This window comes from Enterobacter sp. 120016 (genome assembly GCF_018383635.1).
Lineage (GTDB): Bacteria > Pseudomonadota > Gammaproteobacteria > Enterobacterales > Enterobacteriaceae > Enterobacter > Enterobacter asburiae_D.
In genome coordinates this window covers 158,123-181,570 of the sequence record NZ_JAHAWC010000008.1, presented here as the reverse complement: position 1 = coordinate 181,570, position 23,448 = coordinate 158,123, and the positions used below count along the sequence as shown (strand labels likewise).

Below are 23,448 nucleotides of genomic sequence, written 5' to 3'. Positions count from 1 at the left end.
ATCTTTTTAGAGAGGTTTACGCTTGTTTGACCGTTATGATGCCGGTGAGCAGGCGGTGCTGGTACACATCTATTTTTCGCAAGACAAAGATATGGAAGACCTCCAGGAGTTTGAATCTCTGGTCTCTTCCGCCGGTGTCGAAGCAATGCAGGTGATTACCGGTAGCCGTAAAGCGCCGCACCCAAAGTATTTTGTTGGTGAAGGTAAAGCAGTCGAAATTGCGGATGCCGTAAAAGCAACCGGCGCGTCAGTTGTGTTGTTTGATCATGCGCTGTCTCCAGCCCAGGAGCGCAACCTGGAAGCCCTTTGCGAATGCCGTGTTATCGATCGCACGGGTTTGATTTTAGATATTTTTGCTCAGCGTGCACGTACCCACGAAGGGAAACTGCAGGTTGAGCTGGCGCAGCTGCGCCATCTGGCAACGCGTCTGGTGCGTGGCTGGACACACCTTGAAAGACAAAAAGGCGGGATTGGTTTGCGCGGCCCGGGTGAAACCCAGCTCGAAACCGACCGTCGTTTGCTGCGTGGCCGAATTACCCAGATCCTCTCACGTCTGGAACGTGTAGAGAAACAGCGTGAACAGGGACGTCGGGCGCGAACGAAAGCCGACATCCCGACGGTGTCGCTGGTGGGCTATACCAACGCCGGTAAATCCACCCTGTTTAACCAGATAACCGAGGCCCAGGTTTATGCCGCAGACCAGCTGTTTGCGACCCTGGATCCTACGCTGCGCCGTATTGACGTTGCAGACGTCGGTGAAACGGTGCTGGCGGATACCGTAGGGTTTATTCGCCATCTGCCGCATGACCTGGTGGCGGCGTTTAAAGCCACCCTGCAGGAGACGCGGCAGGCGACTCTGCTGCTGCACGTGATTGATGCGGCAGACGTGCGGGTGCAGGAGAATATCGACGCGGTGAACGTGGTCCTCGAAGAGATCGACGCCCATGAGATCCCAACGCTGTTGGTCATGAACAAGATCGATATGCTGGACGATTTCGAACCGCGTATCGACAGAGATGAAGAAAACAAACCGATTCGGGTCTGGCTTTCTGCACAGACCGGTATTGGTGTGCCACTGCTTTTCCAGGCTTTGACAGAACGTCTTTCCGGTGAGGTAGCTCAGCACACGCTGCGACTGCCGCCACAGGAAGGCAGGCTGCGCAGCCGGTTTTATCAGCTTCAGGCGATAGAAAAAGAGTGGATGGAGGATGACGGCAGCGTGGGGATGCAGGTGCGTATGCCGATCGTTGACTGGCGTCGCCTCTGTAAACAAGAACCTGCGCTGGTCGACTATATCGTCTGATCAGAAAGGGGATGCCTGAATAATTCGCCCTTGCATAACAAATATGGAGCATATACATGGCGTGGAATCAGCCCGGTAATAACGGACAAGACCGCGACCCGTGGGGAAGCAGCAAACCTGGCGGCAACTCTGAGGGAAATGGCAACAAAGGTGGTCGCGAGCAGGGGCCGCCGGATCTGGATGATATCTTCCGCAAACTGAGCAAGAAGCTTGGTGGCCTTGGCGGAGGAAAAGGTTCTGGCTCGGGTGGCAATTCCACTCAGAGTTCGCGCCCGCCAATGGGTGGCCGCGTAGTGGGCATCGTGGCCGCTGCGGTAGTCATCATCTGGGCAGCCAGCGGGTTCTACACCATTAAAGAAGCAGAACGCGGCGTGGTCACCCGTTTCGGTAAGTTCAGCCATCTGGTTGAGCCGGGTCTGAACTGGAAGCCGACCTTCATTGACGACGTGACCGCGGTAAACGTGGAATCCGTCCGTGAACTGGCCGCCTCTGGCGTGATGCTGACCTCTGACGAAAACGTGGTGCGCGTTGAGATGAACGTGCAGTACCGCGTGACCGATCCTGAGCGTTATCTGTTTAGCGTGACCAGCGCCGATGATAGCCTGCGTCAGGCGACCGACAGCGCCCTGCGCGGTGTGATCGGTAAATACACCATGGACCGTATCCTGACCGAAGGTCGTACCGTTATTCGTAGCGATACCCAGCGCGAGCTGGAAGAGACCATTCGTCCGTACAACATGGGTATCACCCTGCTGGACGTCAACTTCCAGGCTGCGCGTCCGCCGGAAGAGGTGAAAGCCGCATTTGACGATGCGATTGCTGCCCGTGAAAACGAACAGCAGTACATCCGTGAGGCAGAAGCGTACACCAACGAAGTTCAGCCACGCGCTAACGGTCAGGCGCAGCGTATTCTGGAAGAAGCGCGCGCGTATAAGACGCAGACCATCCTGGAAGCTCAGGGTGAAGTGGCTCGCTTTGCGAAGATCCTACCGGAATATAAAGCGGCACCTGAAATTACCCGTGAGCGTCTCTATATCGAGACCATGGAAAAAGTGCTGAGCCACACCCGCAAAGTGTTGGTTAACGACAGTAAAGGCGGAAACCTGATGGTTCTGCCGCTGGATCAGATGCTGAAAGGCAGTGCTGCGCCAGCAGCGAAAGGCGACACCAGCGGCGCGAACAACCTGCTGCGTCTGCCGCCAGCCTCATCAGGCAGCGCCAGCACGAACACAACGCCTTCTTCGAACGATGGTGACATTATGGACCAACGCCGTGCTAACGCGCAGCGTAACGACTACCAGCGTCAGGGGGAATAAGGATGCGTAAGTCAGTTATTGCGATCATCGTCATCGTACTGGTCGCGCTTTATACCTCGATCTTTGTGGTGAAAGAAGGCGAGCGTGGGATTAAGTTCCAGTTCAGCAGCGTCGTGCGTGATGGCGACAAACGTCCGGTGATTTATGAGCCGGGCCTGCACTTCAAGGTGCCGTTCATTCAGTCAGTGAAAACGCTTGATGCGCGTATCCAGACCATGGATAACCAGGCCGACCGTTTCGTGACCAAAGAGAAGAAAGACCTGATCGTTGATTCCTATATCAAATGGCGCATCAGCGACTTCAGCCGCTACTTCCTGGCAACGGGCGGCGGTGATGTTTCTCAGGCAGAAGTGCTGCTGAAACGTAAGTTCTCTGACCGTCTGCGTTCCGAGATTGGTCGTCTGGATGTGAAAGACATCGTGACCGACTCCCGCGGTCGTCTGACCCTGGAAGTTCGCGATGCGCTGAACTCCGGTACCGCGGGCACGGAAGATGAAGTTTCAACGCCGGCAGCAGATGATGCGATTGCCAAAGCGGCGGAACGCGTTCAGGCGGAGACCAACGGTAAAGTGCCGGTGATCAACCCGAACAGTATGGCTGCGCTGGGTATCGAAGTGGTTGACGTGCGTATCAAGCAGATCAACCTGCCAGTAGAAGTGTCCGAGGCGATTTACAACCGTATGCGCGCCGAGCGTGAAGCGGTAGCCCGTCGTCACCGTTCACAGGGCCAGGAAGAGGCTGAGAAGCTGCGTGCAGCAGCGGACTATGAAGTCACCAAGACGCTGGCGGAATCTGAGCGCCAGGGCCGTATCCTGCGCGGTGAAGGCGATGCCGAAGCGGCGAAGCTGTTCGCGGATGCCTTCAGCCAGGATCCTGACTTCTACGCCTTTATCCGTAGCCTGCGTGCTTACGAGAATAGCTTCCAGAGCAACCAGGATGTGATGGTGCTCAGCCCGGACAGCGATTTCTTCCGTTATATGAAGACGCCGACTAACGCAACGCGATAAACTCAGGCTCGTTTGAGTATTCAAACCACCGCTCTCAACGGAGCGGTGGTTTTCTTTTATAAGGAATAAAAATGAATTCAACGATCTGGCTCGCACTGGCTTTGGTCCTGGTGCTGGAAGGTCTTGGACCGATGCTTTATCCGCGCGCCTGGCGTCGAATGATCGCCACGATGAGCCAACTGCCGGATAATATTTTGCGTCGTTTTGGCGGAGGTCTTGTGGTTGCGGGCATCGTGATCTACTACATGTTGAGGAAAACGATTGGCTGATCAAAAAGTAGGCGCAATCGGCGTATTTTGAGGTCAAAAAGTGCTGTATATCTGAAAAAGCGATGGTAGAATCCATTTTTAAGCAAACGGTGATTTTGAAAAAAATGGGTAACAACGTCGTCGTACTGGGCACCCAATGGGGTGACGAAGGTAAAGGGAAGATTGTTGATCTTCTGACTGAACGGGCTAAATATGTTGTACGCTACCAGGGCGGTCACAACGCAGGCCATACTCTCGTAATCAACGGTGAAAAAACCGTCCTCCATCTTATTCCATCAGGCATTCTTCGTGATAACGTCACCAGCATCATCGGTAACGGCGTTGTGCTGTCTCCTGCTGCGCTGATGAAAGAGATGAAAGGTCTGGAAGACCGTGGTATCCCTGTTCGTGAGCGTCTGCTGCTCTCCGAAGCCTGCCCGCTGATCCTGGATTATCACGTGGCGCTGGACGTAGCGCGTGAAAAAGCGCGCGGTGCGAAAGCGATCGGTACCACCGGTCGTGGTATCGGCCCGGCTTATGAAGATAAAGTTGCACGTCGCGGTCTGCGCGTGGGCGACCTCTTCGACAAAGCAACCTTCGCTGAAAAACTGAAAGAAGTGATGGAATATCACAACTTCCAGCTGGTGAACTTCTACAAAGCTGACGCTGTTGACTACCAGAAAGTGCTGGATGACGTCATGGCGATCGCTGACATTCTGACCGGTATGGTTGTTGATGTGTCCGATCTGCTGGACCAGGCGCGCAAGCGTGGCGATTTCGTCATGTTCGAAGGTGCGCAGGGTACGCTGCTGGACATCGACCACGGTACCTATCCGTACGTTACCTCCTCTAACACCACTGCAGGTGGCGTGGCGACCGGATCTGGCCTGGGTCCACGTTATGTGGATTACGTTCTGGGCATCATCAAAGCGTACTCCACTCGCGTGGGTGCGGGTCCATTCCCGACCGAGCTGTTTGATGAAACCGGCGAGTTCCTGTGCAAGCAGGGTAACGAGTTTGGCGCGACCACCGGTCGTCGTCGTCGTACCGGCTGGCTGGATGCGGTTGCAGTGCGTCGTGCAGTGCAGATCAACTCCCTGTCTGGCTTCTGCCTGACCAAGCTGGACGTACTGGACGGCCTGAAAGAAGTGAAAATCTGCGTAGGCTACCGTATGCCAGATGGCCGCGAAGTGACCACCACTCCGCTGGCTGCTGACGACTGGGAAGGCATTGAGCCAATCTACGAAACCATGCCGGGCTGGTCTGAGACCACTTTCGGTGTGAAAGAGCGTAGCGGCCTGCCGCAGGCGGCGCTGGATTACATCAAGCGTATTGAAGAACTGACCGAAGTGCCGATCGATATTATTTCTACCGGCCCGGATCGTACTGAAACGATGATCCTGCGCGACCCGTTCGACGCATAATCTTCGTGAATGCTGGCCTGCGGGGTGACCCGTAGGCCGGATAAGCGTAGCGCCATCCGGCGAACGCTCCTGGATCTCCGCTTTTTCGCCCCGTCTGTCAAATAAATTAGCCGCTAACTATCTGGCTGGTTTATCATCATTAATGAATATCTCTGCGGTTTGACCGCGTTTTCCCTTTTTTCCTGAGGTTGATGTGCAGTTAACAAGTTTCACCGATTACGGCTTACGTGCGCTGATTTACATGGCGTCGTTACCTGAGGGGAAGATGACCAGTATCTCTGAAGTCACGGAGGTTTACGGCGTATCCCGTAATCATATGGTCAAAATAATCAATCAACTTAGTCGTGCCGGATACGTTGCTGCCGTCCGCGGGAAGAATGGTGGGATCCGTCTCGGTAAACCGGCACAGAGTATTCGTGTGGGCGATGTGGTACGTGAACTGGAGCCGCTGTCTCTGGTGAACTGCAGCAGCGAGTTCTGCCACATCACGCCCGCTTGCCGCCTGAAAAAGGCGCTTTCAAAGGCCGTGCAAAGTTTTCTCATGGAACTGGATAACTACACGCTGGCCGATTTGGTTGAAGAGAATCAACCGCTTTATAAATTATTGCTGGTGGAATGAAGAAAATTTCCACCGGAGCTGACAACGGAGGAACCGACATGTCACATGATCCTTTCCAGGAACGCGAAGCTGAAAAATACGCGAATCCTATTCCCAGCCGCGAGTTCATCATTGAACACTTAACAAAACGCGAAAAACCCGCCAATCGTGAAGAACTTGCCGTTGAATTAAACATTGAAGGTGAAGAGCAAATTGAAGCCCTTCGCCGCCGCCTGCGCGCGATGGAGCGTGACGGGCAGCTGGTCTTTACCCGCCGCCAGTGCTACGCGCTGCCAGAACGCCTCGATCTGCTGAAAGGGACCGTCATTGGTCACCGCGATGGCTTTGGCTTCCTGCGCGTGGAAGGCCGTAAAGACGATCTGTACCTCTCATCTGAACAGATGAAAATGTGCATCCACGGCGACCAGATCCTGGCGCAGCCGCTGGGCGCGGACCGTAAAGGCCGCCGCGAAGCGCGCGTGGTACGCGTTCTGGTGCCAAAAACCAGCCAGATCGTCGGCCGCTACTTTACCGACGCGGGCGTGGGCTTCGTGGTGCCGGACGACAGCCGTCTGAGCTTCGACATTCTGATCCCACCTGAAGAGGTGATGGGTGCCCGCATGGGCTTTGTGGTGGTGGTGGAACTCACCCAGCGCCCAACCCGTCGCACCAAAGCGGTAGGTAAAATCGTTGAAGTGCTTGGCGACAACATGGGCACAACCATGGCCGTTGATATGGCGCTGCGCACCCATGAGATCCCCTACGTCTGGCCGAAAGCGGTTGAAGATCAGATCGAAAGCCTGCGCGAAGAAGTGCCGGAAGAGTCCAAGGTGGGCCGCGTGGATCTGCGCGATTTGCCGCTGGTCACTATCGACGGTGAAGATGCCCGCGACTTCGATGACGCCGTCTACTGCGAGAAAAAACGCGGCGGCGGCTGGCGCCTGTGGGTCGCTATTGCAGACGTAAGCTACTATGTTCGTCCGCACACCCCGCTGGATAACGAAGCGCGCAGCCGCGGTACCTCGGTCTACTTCCCGTCGCAGGTCGTGCCGATGCTGCCGGAAGTGCTGTCTAACGGCCTGTGCTCCCTGAACCCGCAGGTTGACCGCCTCTGTATGGTTTGCGAGATGACCATCTCCACCAAAGGGCGCTTAACCGGCTACAAGTTCTACGAAGCGGTGATGAGCTCGCACGCGCGTCTGACCTATACCAAGGTCTGGCATATGCTGCAGGGCGACCAGGATCTGCGCGAACAGTACGCGCCGCTGGTCAAACACATCGAAGAGCTGCATAACCTCTACAAAACGCTGGATCAGGCGCGCGAAGAGCGCGGCGGGATCTCGTTTGAGAGTGAAGAAGCGAAATTCATTTTCAACGCAGAACGCCGCATTGAGCGTATCGAGCAGACCCAGCGTAACGATGCGCACAAGCTAATTGAAGAGTGTATGATTCTGGCGAATATCTCGGCGGCACGATTCGTCGAGAAAGCCAAAGAGCCTGCGCTGTTCCGTATTCACGATAAACCGTCGACGGAAGCCATCACCGCGTTCCGCTCCGTGCTGGCTGAACTGGGTCTGGAGCTGCCTGGCGGTAACAAGCCAGAGCCGCGCGATTACGCCGAGCTGCTGGAGTCCATTGGCGATCGTCCTGACGCAGAAATGCTGCAGACGATGCTGCTGCGCTCTATGAAGCAGGCGATTTACGATCCGGAAAACCGGGGACACTTCGGCCTGGCGCTGCAGTCTTACGCCCACTTTACCTCGCCGATCCGTCGTTATCCTGACCTCTCTCTGCACCGTGCGATCAAGTATCTGCTGGCGCAGGAGCAGGGCCATAAAGGGAACACCACCGAAACCGGTGGCTACCACTATTCGATGGAAGAGATGCTGCAGCTGGGCCAGCACTGCTCCATGGCCGAACGTCGTGCCGATGAGGCAACCCGCGACGTGGCGGACTGGCTGAAGTGTGACTTCATGCTCGATCAGGTGGGTAACGTCTTTAAAGGCGTGATTGCCAGCGTGACCGGCTTTGGTTTCTTTGTTCGTCTGGACGAGCTGTTCATTGACGGTCTGGTGCACGTCTCCAGCCTGGATAACGACTACTATCGCTTTGACCAGGTCGGTCAGCGCCTGATTGGCGAATCTGGCGGCCAGACCTATCGTCTGGGCGACCGCGTGGAAGTGAAGGTCGAAGCCGTGAATATGGACGACCGTAAAATCGACTTCAGCCTGATCTCCAGCGAGCGCGCGCCGCGTAACGTCGGGAAAACCGAGCGTGAAAGGGCAAAAAAAACCGGTAACGGTAAACCGGGCGGCGGTAAACGTCGTCAGGCGGGCAAGAAGGTAAACTTCGAGCCGGACAGCGCGTTCCGCGGCGAGAAGAAACAGAAGCCGAAGGCGGCGAAGAAAGAAGCCCGTTCAGCGAAAAAACCGTCCGCGAAAACGCAGAAAATAGCTGCCGCGACCAAAGCGAAGCGCGCGGCCAAGAAAAAGCAGGCGGAGTAAATTCTCCCCTCACCCTGACCCTCTCCCCAACGGGGGGAGGGGAAATACTTATTACGAGAACCATCAATGAGTGAAATGATTTACGGCATCCACGCGGTGCAGGCCCTTCTCGAGCGCGCACCGGAGCGTTTTCAGGAAGTGTTTATTCTGAAAGGGCGTGAAGATAAGCGTCTGATGCCGCTGATCCACGCGCTGGAAGCGCAGGGCGTGGTGATCCAGCTGGCGAACCGCCAGTTCCTGGATGAGAAAAGCGAAGGTGCGGTTCACCAGGGGATCATTGCCCGCGTGAAGCCGGGTCGTCAGTATCAGGAAAACGATCTGCCGGATCTGATTGCCGAGCTGGATAACCCGTTCTTCCTGATCCTCGATGGCGTTACCGATCCGCATAACCTCGGCGCGTGCCTGCGTAGCGCCGATGCGGCGGGCGTGCACGCGGTGATCGTGCCAAAAGATCGCTCCGCGCAGCTGAACGCGACGGCGAAGAAAGTGGCCTGCGGCGCGGCGGAAAACGTTCCGCTGATCCGCGTGACCAACCTGGCGCGCACCATGCGTCTGCTGCAGGAAGAGAACATCTGGATCGTCGGTACCGCCGGTGAAGCGGATCATACTCTGTACCAGAGCAAAATGACCGGCCGTCTGGCGCTGGTGATGGGGGCGGAAGGCGAAGGCATGCGTCGTCTGACCCGCGAGCACTGCGACGAGCTAATTAGCATCCCGATGGCGGGCAGCGTGTCGTCCCTGAACGTTTCCGTTGCGACGGGCATCTGCCTGTTTGAAGCGGTGCGCCAGCGCGGAGAATAAACAGCAAGGCCGTCCAAAGGACGGCCTTTAGTGTTTTCTCCCTCTCCCCGTGGGAGAGGGCCGGGGTGAGGGCACCAGACGGTGACAAACTCACTCCTCTAACGACCGCAAATGGTCATCCTTCCTCAGCGTCATCAGCGCGAAAATACTCACTACCGCCGTCGCCATCACGTAATACGCTGGAATATCCAGGTTGCCCGTCTGCTTAATCAGTCCGGTAATGATTAGCCCCGCACATCCCGAGAAAATCGCGTTCGACAAAGAGTAGGCCAGCCCCAGCCCCGTATAGCGCACGCGCGTCGGGAACATCTCAGATAGCATTGCCGGACCCGGCCCCGCCAGCATACCCACCAGACCGCCCGCAATCAGTACCACGCCAGCCTTCACCGCCAGCGTGCTCGACTCCGCCTGCAGGATTTTCAGCAGCGGCAGGGCGAGGATAAGCAGCAGCGCGGTGGCGATAATCATCACCGTGCGGCGCCCGATCCGGTCGCTCAGGATCCCCGACGGAATGATGGTGAGTGCAAAACCAATATTCGAAATCACCGCTATCAGCAGCGCCAGGTTAAACCCGGTGTGCAGCGCCGACTGCAGATAGGTCGGCATAATCACCAGGTAGGTGTACCCCGCCGCAGACCAGACCATTACGCGCCCAATCCCCATCACGATGGCCCGGAGCGTGGCGGCAGTATCCGCCTGAGCGACAGCCGGTTTATCCTGCTGCTGCACAAAGCTGGGCGTCTCCTCCATGCTGACGCGAAGCCACAGCGCAACGACGCCCATGGGCAGTGCCAGGAAGAAAGGAATGCGCCAGCCCCAGTCGTGCAGGGCTTCAGGCGTGAGGAGGGCGGAGAGCAGCGCCACGATGCCTGCGCCCGCTAACAGCCCCAGCGCCACGGTAAAGGACTGCCACGCGCCATAGAGCCCACGCTTGCCGCGCGGGGCGAACTCCGTCATCAGCGAGACCGCACCGCCGTACTCGCCGCCCGCGAACAGCCCCTGCAGGATGCGCAGCAGCGTAATAATGAGCGGCGCGGCAATCCCGATGCTGGCATAGACCGGCACAACGCCGATGGCGGCGGTAGCGAGCGTCATCAATACCAGCACAATGATTAGCGTCGGCTTACGGCCAATCCGGTCGCCGATGCGGCCAAACACCACCGCACCCAGCGGGCGGAAGAAGAAGGCGATGGCAAACGAGGCGTAGGTGAGGATCAGGCTGGTAAGCCCCGCTTCTCCTTCAAGCTGGAAGAAGTTTTTCGCAATCACGGTCGCCAGAAAACCGTAGACCGCAAACTCATACCACTCGATAAAGTTACCAATGGAGCCTGCAATTAATGCTCGCTTGTGCGCATCCGGTTGCATAACGATCCTCACTGAAAAGGGTAAGAATAAATTATTCAACAAAAGCGAAGTGATGAAATAGTTTATTCTTATGTTCTGTGAGCTATTTCACGAATGATATCAGCGGGATCGTGAACGTGTGACTCCCCTCCCATGCAGCGCGCGCGCGGTCTGTCCATACTTATCGTCATTGCCACTGAAGGAGGGAGACAGCATGCACTGGCAGACCCATACCGTTTTCAATCAACCTGCACCGCTTTCCAACAGCAACCTTTTCCTCTCGGACTGCGCCCTGCGCGATGCGGTCGCGCGTGAAGGGGCCGAGTGGGATATCGAACTCCTCGCCAGCATTGGTCAGCAACTGGGTACGGCGGAGTCGCTGGAGCTGGGCAGGCTGGCAAACGTTAATCCTCCGGAGCTACTCCGTTATGACGCCACCGGCGAGCGGCTGGATGACGTGCGTTTTCATCCGGCGTGGCACCTGCTGATGCAGGGACTCTGCGCCAACCGCGTGCATAATCTGGCGTGGGAAGAGGAGGCGCGTAAAGGGTCGTTTGTCGCTCGGGCCGCACGCTTTGTGCTTCATGCTCAGGTGGAGGCGGGCACGCTGTGCCCTGTCACCATGACGTTTGCCGCCACGCCGCTGCTGCAGCAGGCGCTCCCCAAATCATTTCACGACTGGCTGACGCCGCTGCTCAGCGATCGCTACGATCCGCATCTGGCCCCTGGCGCGCAAAAGCGCGGCCTGCTGATCGGCATGGGGATGACGGAAAAGCAGGGCGGCTCAGACGTGCTCAGCAACACCACCAAAGCGGAAAAATGCAGCGACGGCAGCTACCGGCTGGTGGGGCATAAATGGTTTTTCTCCGTCCCGCAAAGCGATGCGCACCTGGTGCTGGCCCAGGCGAAAGGCGGGCTATCCTGCTTTTTTGTGCCGCGCTTTTTGCCTGACGGACAGCGCAACGCCGTCCGGCTGGAGCGTCTCAAGGACAAGCTCGGGAACCGCTCCAACGCCAGCAGCGAGGTGGAGTTTCTTGATGCCTCCGGCTGGCTGCTGGGGGAAGAGGGCGAAGGGGTACGGCAGATCCTCAAAATGGGCGGTCTGACGCGCTTTGACTGCGCGCTGGGCAGCCACGGACTGATGCGTCGGGCGCTCTCGGTGGCGCTGTACCATGCCCATCAGCGGCAAACCTTCGGCAAAAATCTCATCGACCAGCCGCTAATGCGTGAAGTGCTAAGCCGGATGGCGCTGGTGCTCGAGGGGCACACGGCGCTGCTGTTCCGCCTGGCCCGGGCGTGGGACAAGCGTGCCGATCCGCAAGAGGCCGCCTGGGCGCGGCTGTTTACCCCGGCGGCGAAATTTAGCGTCTGTAAAGCGGGCATCCCGTTTGTCGCTGAGGCGATGGAGGTGCTGGGTGGGATCGGATATTGCGAAGAGAGCGAACTTCCCCGCCTGTACCGTGAGATGCCGGTCAACAGCATATGGGAAGGATCGGGGAATATCATGTGCCTGGACGTTCTGCGCGTGCTGGCGAAGCAGCCCGGTATTCACGATCTGCTTGCCGACGAGTTTGCGCAGGTAAAAGGGCAGGACAGACACTTCGACCGCAGCTGGCGACAGCTGCAGCAAAAACTGCGTAAACCGCAGGAGGCGCAGGGGCGGGAGATCGCGCAGCAGCTTTTCCTGCTCGGTACCGGGAGCCAGATGCTGCGGCACGCATCGCCGCCGGTGGCGCAGGCGTGGTGCCGCATGATGCTGGACACCCGTGGCGGTACGCTGATGAGCGAGCAGGTGCAAAGTGACCTGCTGCTGCGCGCCACGGGCAGAGTCGGCTAGCCTTTTAGCTGGAACAGACTCACCAACTGAGTCAGGTGTGAACCCTTCTCGCGCAGCGTTTGAGCCGTTTGCTCGCTGCGCGAGATGCGATCGGCATTGATATGCGACGCTTCGCCAATATGGGTCATGGCGAGGTTCACCTGGCCGATCCCGGCGGACTGCTCGCGTGAAGCATGGTTAATCTCGGTGACCAGCTGGCTGATGTTATCGATATGAATGATGATGTCATTCATCGCCAGGCGCGTCTGTTCAGACAGCGCATGACCCTCACTCACTTTTCTGAGCGTATCGCCGATCAGCTGTTCAATCTCCTTCACCGCGTTAGCGCTGCGTCCCGCCAGCGCGCGAACTTCCTGGGCGACTACCGCAAATCCTTTACCGTGCTCGCCCGCGCGAGCCGCTTCCACTGCTGCATTCAGCGCCAGAATATTGGTCTGGAAAGCAATGGACTCGATCACGCGGGTGATGTCTTCGATGCGTTTTGACGCTTCGCGAATGTCGTCCATGGTCGACACCGCGTGGGTGACCGTCTCACCGCCCTGATGAACCGCAAGCGAGGTTTCACCCACCAGCTGCTGCGTTTGCTCCATATTGGCGGCATTTTGCTGCACGGTGGCGGCCAGCTGCTCCATGCTGGCGGACGTCTCTTCCACGCTGCTGGCCTGCTTGTTGATCTGCTCTGAAATCTCGCCAGTGTCGGCGGCCAGCGCGTTGGTGCCTGAATGGATCTCGCCTGCGGCCTCACGGACCTGCAGCACAATTTTTTGCAGGCCGCCGCCGATGCCGTTGATGGCATCGATCAGCTGGCCGACTTCGTCCTGGCGCGTCACGGGCAGGCTGGAACGGAGATCCCCTGCGGCATATTGCCGGGCAAGGTGGATCACATTGCGCAGCGGTCGGGTCAGCACGCGGCGAATCAGGACCACGAACAGGCCAGCAAAAAGGATGGATAGGACCACGCCGGCCAGCAGGAAGCGATCGCGCATGGCGGTGACGCTTGAGAGCAGCACCGATTTATCCACTTCACCCACGATAGTCCAGTTCCAGCCCGGCAGCGGGGTATAGGCCATTTTCAGCGTGCGGCCGTCGTCGCTTACGCGCTCCAGCGTGCCGGGTTTATCACTCAGAAGCTGCTGCTGCGTCGCGCCGTCCCACTTCGGCAGTTTTCCCTCTTCGCTGGCGTGGAACAGGTATTGCCCGCGCGTTTTTCCGTTGCTGCGATCCAGCACAAAGAAGTGACCGCTCTCGCCCAGCCGGCGGTTGAGGATTTTCTCACGCATGACGTTCCAGGAGTGGGTGATGTCCACCCCGACAAAGACGATCGCAATGACCTGTCCTTCGGCGTTTTTCACGGGCTGGTACTGGGTGATGTAGCGTTTGCCAAACAGCAGCGCCAGGCCGCGGTAGACTTCACCTTTGCTGACGGCGGCAAAGGCCGGGCTGGCGTTATCCAGAACGGTACCCATTGCGCGCTCGCCGTTCTCTTTGCGCAGGGAAGTGGCTACGCGAACAAAGTCGTTACCGCTTCGTACAAACAGCGTCGAAATGGCTCCCGTACGGTTCAGGAACTCGTCCGAAAGCGTGTTGTTTTCATGCAGCCCGGTTTCTCCGCCTTTCAGAAGCGGAACGCTGAGCCCGTTAATCGTCTGGGTTTGGGAAGTATCAATGTTCAGGGGCTGCGGTAAAAAGGTGGTGAACAGACGGGTATAGCTCTCAACCTCTTCACTCAGGCTGGTGTTAAACATCTGCACCATGTCGACCATGCCGGTGGACTGATTGTGCAGATCTTCTACCGCAAGGGCTTCAAGCTGCTGGCTGGCTTTTTGGCTGAGCAGAAAAGTGAAAAGCAGAAACAGCGTGGCGACACTGACGCCCGTAAGCAGTGACAGCTTCGCACCCAGGCCTGCGCGGCGAAAAACGTTGATCATAAATTGCTCATCATTGAAAAGGTATGGTTCTTCAACGGCAGAGCGGGGATTACGTTTACTGAATTAATGTAACAAAATGTTATTTTATTGTTCTTAATTGGTTTTATATAAGATAAAAAATTTGCAAAAACGAAAAGCCACTAAAAATAAGTGGCTTTTATCAGGAGGGAGATTACACGTAGAGAATGGCCTGTACCCGCCAGCGATCGATATGGTTATCTTCCTGCATCTGGATGATGCGATACCATGAAGCACCCTGCTCATCGGCCTTTAATGCCACGACACGTTCAACGTCTTGCGGGCTCCCCGAGATATTATTCACGGAGATCTGGCCAATTTCATTCAGGCCAGTCACGCAATCAGCACTGGCGAATTCTGCTGACTGCGCGGTGGTGCTCAGCAGGCCTGCTGAGAGCAACAGTGAGGTCAAAGCAAGAGTTCGTTTCATCGTCAGCTCCATTTCACATATATCCGGTATCCGCCGGGCAATCCTTCGCAAATAAACTCCCTTCCATTGACGCGGGCATGGAGTTTATTGTGGACAGGAAAATGTCTATGGACGCAAAGCAGTGTAAATCTCGTTCAAAGGAAAACCATTATTTCCGGTACAAAATGGCCTGTGAATACCACTGTCCCGTTATGATGGTTTCGTCGATCATAATGATGACGTAATAATCTGCTTTGGCGGCGACGGCCTGTGCTTTTATTGCCGATTCTGCGTCATCCGGAGAGCCGCGAACCAGCGCGGAGATGGTGCCCATTCGTTGTAATCCTTCCGTCTGATTACGACGAATCTCCTGTGGATGATCGGCGACCGGTGGAGCGGGTTGCGGCGTTCCCTGCAGCGCGCTACAGCCACTCAGCAGAAACACCAGCAATAAAGCAGCAAACCTGCGCATAACCATATCTCGTTTCCTGATAGCCATAGTGTAGTTGTCTGTGAATTTAGTTTTGGGGGAATGTTCCCGAAGTGTTATCTGGGACGTATATTTCGAATGAAAATGACGTGAAAGCGTAACCCAGTTCTCAACATTATGAATCATACATTCGCACAGGGTCGACAATGATTGAAATTGAAATACGCCACCTCGGCGACCATGAAATTTTACACGCGATGCCAGCGGGTAAACGTGATAAACCGCTGCCAGTTGTGGTTTTTTATCACGGGTTTACCTCATCGAAGCTGGTTTACAGTTATTTTGCGGTAGCGCTGGCGCAGGTGGGTTTTCGCGTGGTAATGCCAGATGCACCAGACCACGGCGCACGCTTTATGGGCAATGAGCAGGCGCGGCTGGGGCAGTTCTGGCAGATTCTGCACGGGAGCCTGACCGAGTTTGCCGGGCTGCGCGATGCGCTTTATGAGGCAGGGCTGGTGGCCGACAATCGTCTGGCTGTCGCTGGGGCATCGATGGGCGGTATGACGGCGCTGGGGATTATGACGCATCATCCAGAAGTGAAGTCTGTCGCCTGTCTGATGGGCTCGGGCTACTTTACTTCGCTGGCGAAGACGCTTTTTCCCCCTCAGGATTTAACGGAAATGACCGCGACGCTGGCTGAGTGGGAAGTGACCCGGGCTTTGCCGCGCGTGGCCGATCGCCCGCTGCTGCTGTGGCACGGTGACGCGGATGATGTGGTCCCGCCCGAGGGAACCTTCCGTCTTCAGCAGGCGTTAATGAATGAAGGACTGGACGGTAATCTGACCTGTCTGTGGGAGCCGGGCGTCCGCCACCGCATCACGCCAACGGCGCTCGACGCCACGGTGGCGTTTTTCCGCCAGCATCTTTAGACGCGCAGGACTTTCACCCCCTGATCTTCCAGCTTCTGGAGGATCTCAGGGTTGGCGCCTTTGCCGGTGATCACCATGTCGATTTGTTCGGCACGGCTGAATAACATCCCTGCGCGCTCGCCCACTTTGCTGCTGTCGACCAGCACAACGAGCTTGCCCACAACGTTGAGCATGTTTTGCTCCGCCATCGCGGTCAGCATATCGGTTTTATACAGGCCATCCGCCGTCAGGCCTTTGCCGCTGGTAAACATCCAGTGCCCGGCATAGAGACTGTTTTCGCTGTCCTGAGGGCTAAGGGTGATGGACTGGCTTTTGTTGTACTGGCCGCCCATGATCACCACGCTCTCATGCTCCTGATCGATGAGATAGTTGGCGAGCGGCAAGTAGTTGGTGATGATTTGCACCGGCTTGCCGCACATTTCACGACCCAGCAGAAACGCCGTGGAGCCGCAGTTGATGACCACGCTCTCACCGGGATTCACCAGTTGCGAAGCGGCTCTGGCGATCCGTACTTTTTCATCATGATTTTGCGCCTGATGAATATTCATCGGCGTCCAGCGGGGGCGCTGCTGGCTGATGGCTTCCGCGCCGTTGCGGACCTTTTTCAGCTTGCCGCTTTCATCCAGCTTGTTAATGTCTCGCCGCGCCGTTGCCGGGGAGATCCCTAAACGTTCGATCGCTTTCTCGACGGTGATAAACCCTGTTTGCGCCAGGAGTTCCAGGAGAATTTGATGCCGTTGCGCTTCCGTCATGAGCTATTCCGATAAGAATTGATTTGAAAAGATGATATTTGAAATAGCGTGAAATTACTAAAAGAAATATGACATCGCCAGACCTCACGTCTGGCGATTTGGCTGCGCTATCAGAGGAAGGACTTGAACGGCAGGTCTGGCTCAATGGTGAAGCAATCATCGAAACCACGTGGGTAGTGATATTCCAGATTGTCCTTGTCCAGCGGCCAGGTGAACTTGCCGCCGACCTGCCAGATGAACGGCTTGAAGCCATACTTCAGGCGGTCTTTTTTCATTTCCCACAGCACGCGGATTTCCTGCGGATCTGCCTGGAAGTTTGACCAGATATCGTGGTGGAACGGAATAACCACTTTGGTATTCAGCGCTTCCGCCATACGCAGCATATCGGCGCTGGTCATTTTGTCGGTAATGCCGCGCGGGTTCTCGCCGTAGGAGCCGAGCGCCACGTCAATCTGGTGCTCGTTACCGTGCTTCGCGTAATAGTTGGAGTAGTGAGAGTCGCCGCTGTGGTACAGGGAACCGCCAGGGGTTTTAAACAGGTAGTTGACCGCACGCTCATCCATGCCGTCCGGCAGTACGCCAGCGGCTTTCTGGTCGGCTGGCAGGGTAATCAATGCGGTACGGTCAAAGGCATCCAGCGCATGGATTTCAATATCTTTGATTTTCACCACGTCGCCAGGCTTCATCACGATGCAGCGCTCTTTCGGCACGCCCCAGCCAATCCAGAGATCCACGCAGGTCTGTGGCCCAATAAACGGCACGTCGTCCGCGCAGTTTTGCATTACCGCTGCCGCCACGTTCACGTCGATATGATCGTTGTGATCGTGAGTGGAAAGGACGGCGTCGATCTGGCGAATGGCAAACGGATCAAGCACAAACGGTGTGGTACGCAGGTTCGGCTGCAGTTTTTCTACGCCCGCCATGCGCTGCATCTGATGGCCTTTTTTCATCAGCGGATTGCCGTGGCTCTGCTTGCCGGTGCCGCACCAGAAATCGACGCAGATATTGGCGCCACCCTCTGATTTCAGCCAGATACCGGTACAGCCGAGCCACCACATTGCAAACGTGCCAGGAGCAACCTGTTCCTGCTCGATCTCTTCATTCAGCCAGCTGCCCCACTCCGGGAAGGTGCTCAGAATCCATGACTCACGGGTGATGGTGTTCACTTTACTCATCGTTTTGACTCCTGGTTTAATCAAATGTAATCATTTAATGATTTGTTATGATTAATGCTGTCACCATTTGACGCGCTTTGCAATGGTAAAAATGCGGAATTTTATCTGCTCGACTTCACGGACTCTGCACTTAGTCCTTGTTAGACTATCCTGTATTAAACATTAATTGCATGAATTATAAGGACTAATTCATTTTTCATGTACGGTAGTGAAAATCATTACTAACACCATGGAAATAATTTGCGTGATACGTCACAAATAATCAAATGCAATCTTGTGGTGATTATTTGTGATTAATAGAGTGATGGCACCAACCACACAGGGATTGCCCCTCGTGTTCTCATTTCTGGAGAGAGTTATGGAGATCCTCTACAACGTCTTTACCGTGTTCTTTAATCAGGTAATGACCAACGCCCCGCTGCTGCTGGGTATCGTGACGTGCCTGGGCTATATCCTGCTGCGCAAAAGCGTCAGCGTGATTATTAAAGGCACCATCAAAACCATTATCGGTTTCATGCTGCTGCAGGCGGGGTCAGGCATTCTGACCAGCACCTTTAAGCCGGTCGTCGCCAAAATGTCTGAGGTGTATGGCATCAACGGTGCGATCTCTGACACCTACGCCTCGATGATGGCGACCATCGAACGCATGGGGGATGCCTATAGCTGGGTGGGTTATGCGGTTCTGCTCGCCCTGGCGCTGAACATCATTTACGTTCTTCTGCGCCGTATTACCGGCATTCGCACCATCATGCTTACCGGGCACATCATGTTCCAGCAGGCGGGGCTGATCGCGGTTTCTCTCTATATCTTCGGCTACCCAATGTGGACCACGATTATCTGCACCGCGGTGCTGGTTTCGCTCTACTGGGGTATCACCTCCAACATGATGTACAAGCCAACCCAGGAAGTGACTGACGGCTGCGGCTTCTCCATCGGCCACCAGCAGCAGTTCGCCTCCTGGATTGCCTATAAAGTTGCGCCGTACCTGGGCAAAAAAGAAGAGAGCGTTGAAGACCTTAAGCTGCCGGGCTGGCTGAATATCTTCCACGACAACATCGTCTCCACCGCGATTGTGATGACCATCTTCTTCGGCGCCATTCTGCTCTCCTTCGGCATTGACGTTGTTCAGGCGATGGCGGGTAAAACGCACTGGACGGTCTATATCCTGCAGACCGGCTTCTCCTTCGCGGTGGCCATTTTCATCATCACGCAGGGCGTGCGTATGTTCGTCGCCGAACTGTCGGAAGCCTTCAACGGTATCTCCCAGCGCCTGATCCCCGGTGCAGTGCTGGCAATTGACTGTGCCGCTATCTACAGCTTCGCGCCAAACGCGGTGGTCTGGGGCTTTATGTGGGGCACCATTGGTCAGCTGATTGCGGTGGGCATCCTGGTCGGCTGCGGCTCCTCAATCCTGATTATTCCTGGCTTTATCCCGATGTTCTTCTCCAACGCCACCATCGGCGTCTTCGCTAACCACTTCGGCGGCTGGCGCGCGGCGCTCAAGATCTGCCTGGTGATGGGCATGGTTGAAATCTTCGGTTGCGTGTGGGCGGTCAAGCTCACCGGTATGAGCGCCTGGATGGGCATGGCGGACTGGTCAATTCTGGCCCCGCCGATGATGCAGGGCTTTGCCTCCGTCGGGCTGGTCTTTATGGCCGTCATCATCCTGATTGCTCTGGCTTATATGTTCTTCGCTGGCCGTTCGCTGCGAGCTGAAGAAGATGCGGAAAAACAAACAGCAGAAGTGTCTGCTCATTAAGGAGTTTCGATTATGACCGTACGTATCCTGGCTGTGTGTGGCAATGGGCAAGGCAGCTCCATGATCATGAAGATGAAAGTGGACCAGTTTTTAACCCAGTCAAACATCGACCACACGGTGAACAGCTGCGCGGTGGGTGAATACAAAAGTGAACTGAACGGCGCGGACATCATCATCGCCTCTACCCACATCGCCGGCGAAATTAGCGTGTCAGGCAATAAATATGTGGTGGGCGTGCGCAACATGCTGTCGCCTGCGGATTTCGGACCAAAACTGCTGGAAGTGATTAAAGAGCACTTCCCACAAGACGTGAAGTAAGGACGCCACCATGAAACTACGTGATTCGCTGGCAGAGAATAAATCCATCCTTTTACAGGCTGAAGCCAGCACCTGGCAGGAAGCGGTGAAGCTGAGCGTGGATCTGCTGGTTAAGGCTGACGTTGTCGAGCCGCGTTACTACCAGGCCATTCTTGATGGCGTCGCGCAGCACGGCCCTTACTTTGTGATAGCGCCAGGGCTGGCAATGCCGCACGGGCGCCCTGAAGAGGGCGTGAAGAAAACCGGCTTCGCGCTGGTGACGCTGAAAACGCCGCTGGTGTTCAACCACGAAGATAACGACCCGGTCGACATCCTGATCACCATGGCCGCCGTGGATGCCAACACCCACCAGGAGGTGGGCATCATGCAGATCGTCAATCTGTTTGATGACGAAGCCAATTTCGACCGTTTACGCGCCTGCCGTACCGAGCAGGAAGTGCTGGATTTAATTGATAACGCCACTGCGGCGGCAGTCTAAGAGGAATTGAACATGTCATTACCAATGTTGCAGGTTGCGCTGGATAACCAAACGCTGTCCCACGCTTACGAAACCACCCGCCTGATCGCGGAAGAAGTGGACATCATCGAAGTGGGTACCATTCTGTGCGTGGGCGAAGGCGTTCGCGCCGTTCGCGACCTGAAGGCGCTCTATCCGCATAAAATCGTGCTGGCGGATGCCAAGATCGCCGATGCAGGCAAAATCCTTTCCCGCATGTGCTTCGAAGCCAACGCCGACTGGGTCACCGTGATCTGCTGTGCGGATATCAACACCGCGAAAGGCGCGCTGGACGTGGCAAAAGAGTTTAACGGCGACGTGCAGATTGAGCTGACCGGCTTCTGGACCTGGGAACAGGCGCAAGAATGGCGCGACGCGGGCATTCAGCAGGTGGTTTACCACCGCAGCCGTGATGCGCAGGCCGCAGGCGTGGCGTGGGGCGATGCGGATATCAGCGCTATCAAACGTCTGGCGGATATGGGCTTCAAAGTCACCGTCACCGGCGGCCTGGCGCTGGAGGATCTGCCGCTGTTCCAGGGTATCCCGATTCACGTCTTTATTGCCGGTCGTAGCATTCGTGATGCGGCGTCTCCGGTGGAAGCGGCGCGTCAGTTCAAACGCTCAATCGCTCAGCTTTGGGGCTAAGGAGCGGGTATGTTGTCAAAACAGGTCCCGCTTGGCATCTATGAAAAGGCACTCCCTGCGGGGGAGTGCTGGCTGGAGCGGCTACAGCTGGCAAAACAGCTGGGTTTCGATTTTGTCGAAATGTCCGTGGATGAGACGGACGAGCGTCTCTCTCGCCTCGACTGGAGCCGCGAACAGCGCCTGGCGCTGGTGAGCGCCGTTGCTGAAACGGGCGTGCGCGTGCCGTCCATGTGCCTGAGCGCCCACCGTCGTTTTCCGCTCGGCAGCGAAGACGATGCCGTACGCGCGCAGGGGCTGGAGATCATGCGTAAAGCCATTCGCTTTGCGCAGGATGTCGGTATCCGCGTGATCCAGCTGGCGGGTTATGACGTTTACTATCAGGAAGCCAACGATGAAACGCGCCGTCGTTTCCGCGACGGCCTGAAAGAGAGCGTCGAGATGGCAAGCCGCGCGCAGGTCACGCTGGCGATGGAGATCATGGACTACCCGTTGATGAACTCCATCAGCAAGGCGCTGGGCTACGCGCACTATCTCAATAACCCGTGGTTCCAGCTTTATCCCGATATCGGCAACCTGTCTGCATGGGATAACGACGTACAGATGGAGCTGCAGGCGGGCGTCGGGCATATCGTGGCGGTGCACGTCAAAGATACCCGTCCTGGCGTGTTTAAAAACGTACCGTTCGGCACCGGGGTGGTGGATTTTGAACGGTGCTTCGAGACGCTCAGGCAGACAGGCTATTGCGGGCCTTACCTGATTGAGATGTGGAGCGAGACGTCGGACGACCCGGCTGCGGAAGTGGCGAAGGCGCGGGACTGGGTGCGGGAACGTATGGCGCGGGCAGGGTTGCTGGAGGCTGAACATGCTTAAGCTTAAACAGCAGGTCTTTGAAGCCAATATGGATCTGCCGCGCTATGGTCTGGTCACGTTCACCTGGGGCAACGTGAGCGCGATCGACCGCGAGCAGGGGCTGATCGTGATTAAGCCGAGCGGCGTGGCGTATGACACCATGAAAGCAGAGGATATGGTGGTGGTGGATCTCGACGGAAACGTCGTGGAGGGAAAATGGCGTCCCTCTTCAGATACCGCAACCCATCTGGCGCTGTACCGGCGTTATCCGTCGCTTGGCGGCGTGGTGCATACCCACTCCACGCACGCGACGGCCTGGGCACAGGCGGGGCTGCCCATCCCGGCGCTGGGCACGACCCACGCGGACTACTTCTTTGGCGACATCCCCTGCACGCGCGCATTAACGCAGGCTGAAGTGGAAGGCGAATACGAGCTCAACACCGGTAAGGTCATCATCGAAACGTTGGGTGAAAGCGAACCGCTGCATACGCCGGGTATTGTGGTCTATCAGCACGGTCCGTTCTCCTGGGGAAAAGATGCCCACGACGCCGTCCATAATGCGGTCGTCATGGAGGAGGTGGCACGTATGGCGTGGATTGCCCGCGGCATCAACCCACAGCTTCAGGGCATTGATGACTACCTGATGAACAAGCATTTCATGCGCAAGCACGGCCCGAATGCCTACTACGGGCAGAAGTGAATAAGTGCTCCGGAATACCGAAAAACAGTTGTAACCGGTGGTATTCCGGAGCCATTCACAAAAAAAAAGCCCCCGGGCAGGGGGCAACGTCAACTATGGCTATGTTCTCGTTGTTGGCTTTCCTGGTGCTAGCGTTAAAGCGTTATCGGTAAATATCTGCACTGGCGTGCATATTGCCGTTGCTGCCGGGCTCACGGGTTAACATCACGTGGTAATAGGTTGCGCCCTGCGCATCGGTTTCTTCGTTTAATGCCTGATCTGCTTCACTTTCCGTGGCGAAATTATGATTGATGTAAATTACGCCCAAGCTTTGCACATCATCCATGTTTCTGGCCTGCCGGCTGTCTATCTTGATGGCTGCCATCGCGTTTGCACTGAGCAAAAGCGCCGCCATTATGGCTAATGCGATTTTTTTCATGATATGCGCTCCACGACTACGTGCTGCGAGAGGGGGGATGCTCCTTCTTTAATTCAGGTGATCTCTGATTAAAGTGTAATCACTCATCCGGCGGGGATGCGTGACCATTTCTGATGCAGTTGTTCAAAAAAACAGCGCTTCCGTGTGTGACCAATTTTAAATCACTCACTTAGACCCGCTTCGCGCTTTGTGCGAATTATTTGCGCAATCAGCTTGAGTTTCCAGGGGCGCGCAAGTATT

At 56.3% G+C, this 23,448-nt stretch carries 23 protein-coding genes; 16 read left to right on the top strand and 7 right to left on the bottom strand.

The window, feature by feature from the left end:
• The first annotated feature begins 22 nt into the window (after window positions 1–22).
• The 8 genes from hflX (at window position 23) to rlmB (ending at window position 9,201) form a co-directional block, all read left to right on the top strand.
• Entirely contained in the window at window positions 23–1,303 is a 1,281-nt protein-coding gene (hflX, locus tag KIF87_RS13915) for a ribosome rescue GTPase HflX (protein ID WP_023310136.1), read from the top strand.
• 56 nt (window positions 1,304–1,359) lie between these two features.
• Entirely contained in the window at window positions 1,360–2,619 is a 1,260-nt protein-coding gene (gene hflK / locus KIF87_RS13910) for an FtsH protease activity modulator HflK (RefSeq protein WP_213329041.1), read from the top strand.
• Between the two features lie 2 nt (window positions 2,620–2,621).
• A complete protein-coding gene (hflC, locus tag KIF87_RS13905) occupies window positions 2,622–3,626 on the top strand; it encodes a protease modulator HflC (protein ID WP_023334250.1) in 1,005 nt (334 codons plus the stop codon).
• Between the two features lie 71 nt (window positions 3,627–3,697).
• Window positions 3,698–3,895: a DUF2065 domain-containing protein gene (locus KIF87_RS13900; RefSeq protein WP_003855996.1), complete on the top strand. Its 198-nt coding sequence runs from the start codon at window positions 3,698–3,700 to the stop codon at window positions 3,893–3,895.
• A 104-nt stretch (window positions 3,896–3,999) separates the two neighbouring features.
• Window positions 4,000–5,298, top strand: a complete 1,299-nt coding sequence (locus KIF87_RS13895; protein WP_024907332.1) for an adenylosuccinate synthase — start codon at window positions 4,000–4,002, stop codon at window positions 5,296–5,298.
• Window positions 5,299–5,491: 193 nt separating this feature from the next.
• Window positions 5,492–5,917, top strand: a complete 426-nt coding sequence (gene nsrR / locus KIF87_RS13890; RefSeq protein WP_023334253.1) for a nitric oxide-sensing transcriptional repressor NsrR — start codon at window positions 5,492–5,494, stop codon at window positions 5,915–5,917.
• A gap of 38 nt (window positions 5,918–5,955) precedes the next feature.
• Entirely contained in the window at window positions 5,956–8,400 is a 2,445-nt protein-coding gene (gene rnr / locus KIF87_RS13885) for a ribonuclease R (protein WP_193940751.1), read from the top strand.
• Window positions 8,401–8,466: 66 nt separating this feature from the next.
• Window positions 8,467–9,201: a 23S rRNA (guanosine(2251)-2'-O)-methyltransferase RlmB gene (rlmB, locus tag KIF87_RS13880; protein WP_010427468.1), complete on the top strand. Its 735-nt coding sequence runs from the start codon at window positions 8,467–8,469 to the stop codon at window positions 9,199–9,201.
• Between the two features lie 90 nt (window positions 9,202–9,291).
• Here the strand turns inward: rlmB and KIF87_RS13875 are convergent, their stop codons facing one another.
• Complete coding sequence (locus KIF87_RS13875; RefSeq protein WP_213329040.1) at window positions 9,292–10,566, bottom strand: MFS transporter; 1,275 nt, start codon at window positions 10,564–10,566, stop codon at window positions 9,292–9,294.
• 193 nt (window positions 10,567–10,759) lie between these two features.
• Between KIF87_RS13875 and KIF87_RS13870 the strand changes: the two genes are divergently transcribed.
• Window positions 10,760–12,382: an isovaleryl-CoA dehydrogenase gene (locus tag KIF87_RS13870; RefSeq protein ID WP_213329039.1), complete on the top strand. Its 1,623-nt coding sequence runs from the start codon at window positions 10,760–10,762 to the stop codon at window positions 12,380–12,382.
• Here the strand turns inward: KIF87_RS13870 and KIF87_RS13865 are convergent.
• From KIF87_RS13865 to bsmA, 3 genes are all read right to left on the bottom strand, one after another.
• Window positions 12,379–14,310 (bottom strand): methyl-accepting chemotaxis protein, encoded by a 1,932-nt coding sequence (locus KIF87_RS13865; RefSeq protein WP_213329038.1) that lies wholly within the window; start codon window positions 14,308–14,310, stop codon window positions 12,379–12,381. The two genes, KIF87_RS13870 and KIF87_RS13865, sit on opposite strands and share 4 nt — an antisense overlap.
• A 172-nt stretch (window positions 14,311–14,482) precedes the next feature.
• A complete protein-coding gene (gene yjfN, locus KIF87_RS13860; protein WP_032665074.1) occupies window positions 14,483–14,770 on the bottom strand; it encodes a DUF1471 family protease activator YjfN in 288 nt (95 codons plus the stop codon).
• A gap of 136 nt (window positions 14,771–14,906) precedes the next feature.
• A complete protein-coding gene (gene bsmA, locus KIF87_RS13855; protein ID WP_029740376.1) occupies window positions 14,907–15,236 on the bottom strand; it encodes a biofilm peroxide resistance protein BsmA in 330 nt (109 codons plus the stop codon).
• A 137-nt stretch (window positions 15,237–15,373) separates the two neighbouring features.
• Here bsmA and yjfP point away from each other — a divergent pair, with 137 nt between their 5' ends.
• Window positions 15,374–16,096, top strand: coding sequence for an esterase (yjfP, locus tag KIF87_RS13850; RefSeq protein ID WP_213329037.1), 723 nt, complete (start codon window positions 15,374–15,376; stop codon window positions 16,094–16,096).
• Here yjfP and ulaR read toward each other — a convergent pair.
• A complete protein-coding gene (ulaR, locus tag KIF87_RS13845; protein WP_032643819.1) occupies window positions 16,093–16,848 on the bottom strand; it encodes an HTH-type transcriptional regulator UlaR in 756 nt (251 codons plus the stop codon). The two genes, yjfP and ulaR, sit on opposite strands and share 4 nt — an antisense overlap.
• A 110-nt stretch (window positions 16,849–16,958) precedes the next feature.
• Window positions 16,959–18,023, bottom strand: a complete 1,065-nt coding sequence (gene ulaG, locus KIF87_RS13840) for an L-ascorbate 6-phosphate lactonase (RefSeq protein ID WP_010427455.1) — start codon at window positions 18,021–18,023, stop codon at window positions 16,959–16,961.
• Window positions 18,024–18,381: 358 nt separating this feature from the next.
• On the opposite strand from ulaG, the gene ulaA reads away from it, so the two are divergent.
• From ulaA to KIF87_RS13810, 6 genes are read left to right on the top strand one after another with little or no spacing between them, the layout of a single operon-like run.
• On the top strand, window positions 18,382–19,782 hold the full coding sequence (ulaA, locus tag KIF87_RS13835) for a PTS ascorbate transporter subunit IIC (RefSeq protein WP_126545637.1): 1,401 nt from the start codon (window positions 18,382–18,384) through the stop codon (window positions 19,780–19,782).
• Between the two features lie 12 nt (window positions 19,783–19,794).
• Entirely contained in the window at window positions 19,795–20,100 is a 306-nt protein-coding gene (gene ulaB / locus KIF87_RS13830; RefSeq protein ID WP_003856022.1) for a PTS ascorbate transporter subunit IIB, read from the top strand.
• Window positions 20,101–20,110: 10 nt separating this feature from the next.
• Window positions 20,111–20,578 carry a PTS ascorbate transporter subunit IIA gene (ulaC, locus tag KIF87_RS13825; RefSeq protein WP_213329036.1) on the top strand — a complete coding sequence of 156 codons (468 nt, stop codon included), beginning with the start codon at window positions 20,111–20,113 and terminating at the stop codon, window positions 20,576–20,578.
• A gap of 12 nt (window positions 20,579–20,590) precedes the next feature.
• Complete coding sequence (ulaD, locus tag KIF87_RS13820; RefSeq protein WP_063144079.1) at window positions 20,591–21,241, top strand: 3-keto-L-gulonate-6-phosphate decarboxylase UlaD; 651 nt, start codon at window positions 20,591–20,593, stop codon at window positions 21,239–21,241.
• A gap of 9 nt (window positions 21,242–21,250) precedes the next feature.
• Window positions 21,251–22,111 carry an L-ribulose-5-phosphate 3-epimerase gene (locus KIF87_RS13815; RefSeq protein WP_159515378.1) on the top strand — a complete coding sequence of 287 codons (861 nt, stop codon included), beginning with the start codon at window positions 21,251–21,253 and terminating at the stop codon, window positions 22,109–22,111.
• A complete protein-coding gene (locus KIF87_RS13810; RefSeq protein ID WP_159515379.1) occupies window positions 22,104–22,790 on the top strand; it encodes an L-ribulose-5-phosphate 4-epimerase in 687 nt (228 codons plus the stop codon). The genes KIF87_RS13815 and KIF87_RS13810 overlap by 8 nt, the downstream gene beginning before the upstream one ends.
• A gap of 142 nt (window positions 22,791–22,932) precedes the next feature.
• Here KIF87_RS13810 and yjfY read toward each other — a convergent pair whose 3' ends face one another.
• Window positions 22,933–23,208, bottom strand: coding sequence for a DUF1471 family protein YjfY (gene yjfY, locus KIF87_RS13805; RefSeq protein ID WP_010427445.1), 276 nt, complete (start codon window positions 23,206–23,208; stop codon window positions 22,933–22,935).
• Window positions 23,209–23,448 lie beyond the last annotated feature (240 nt).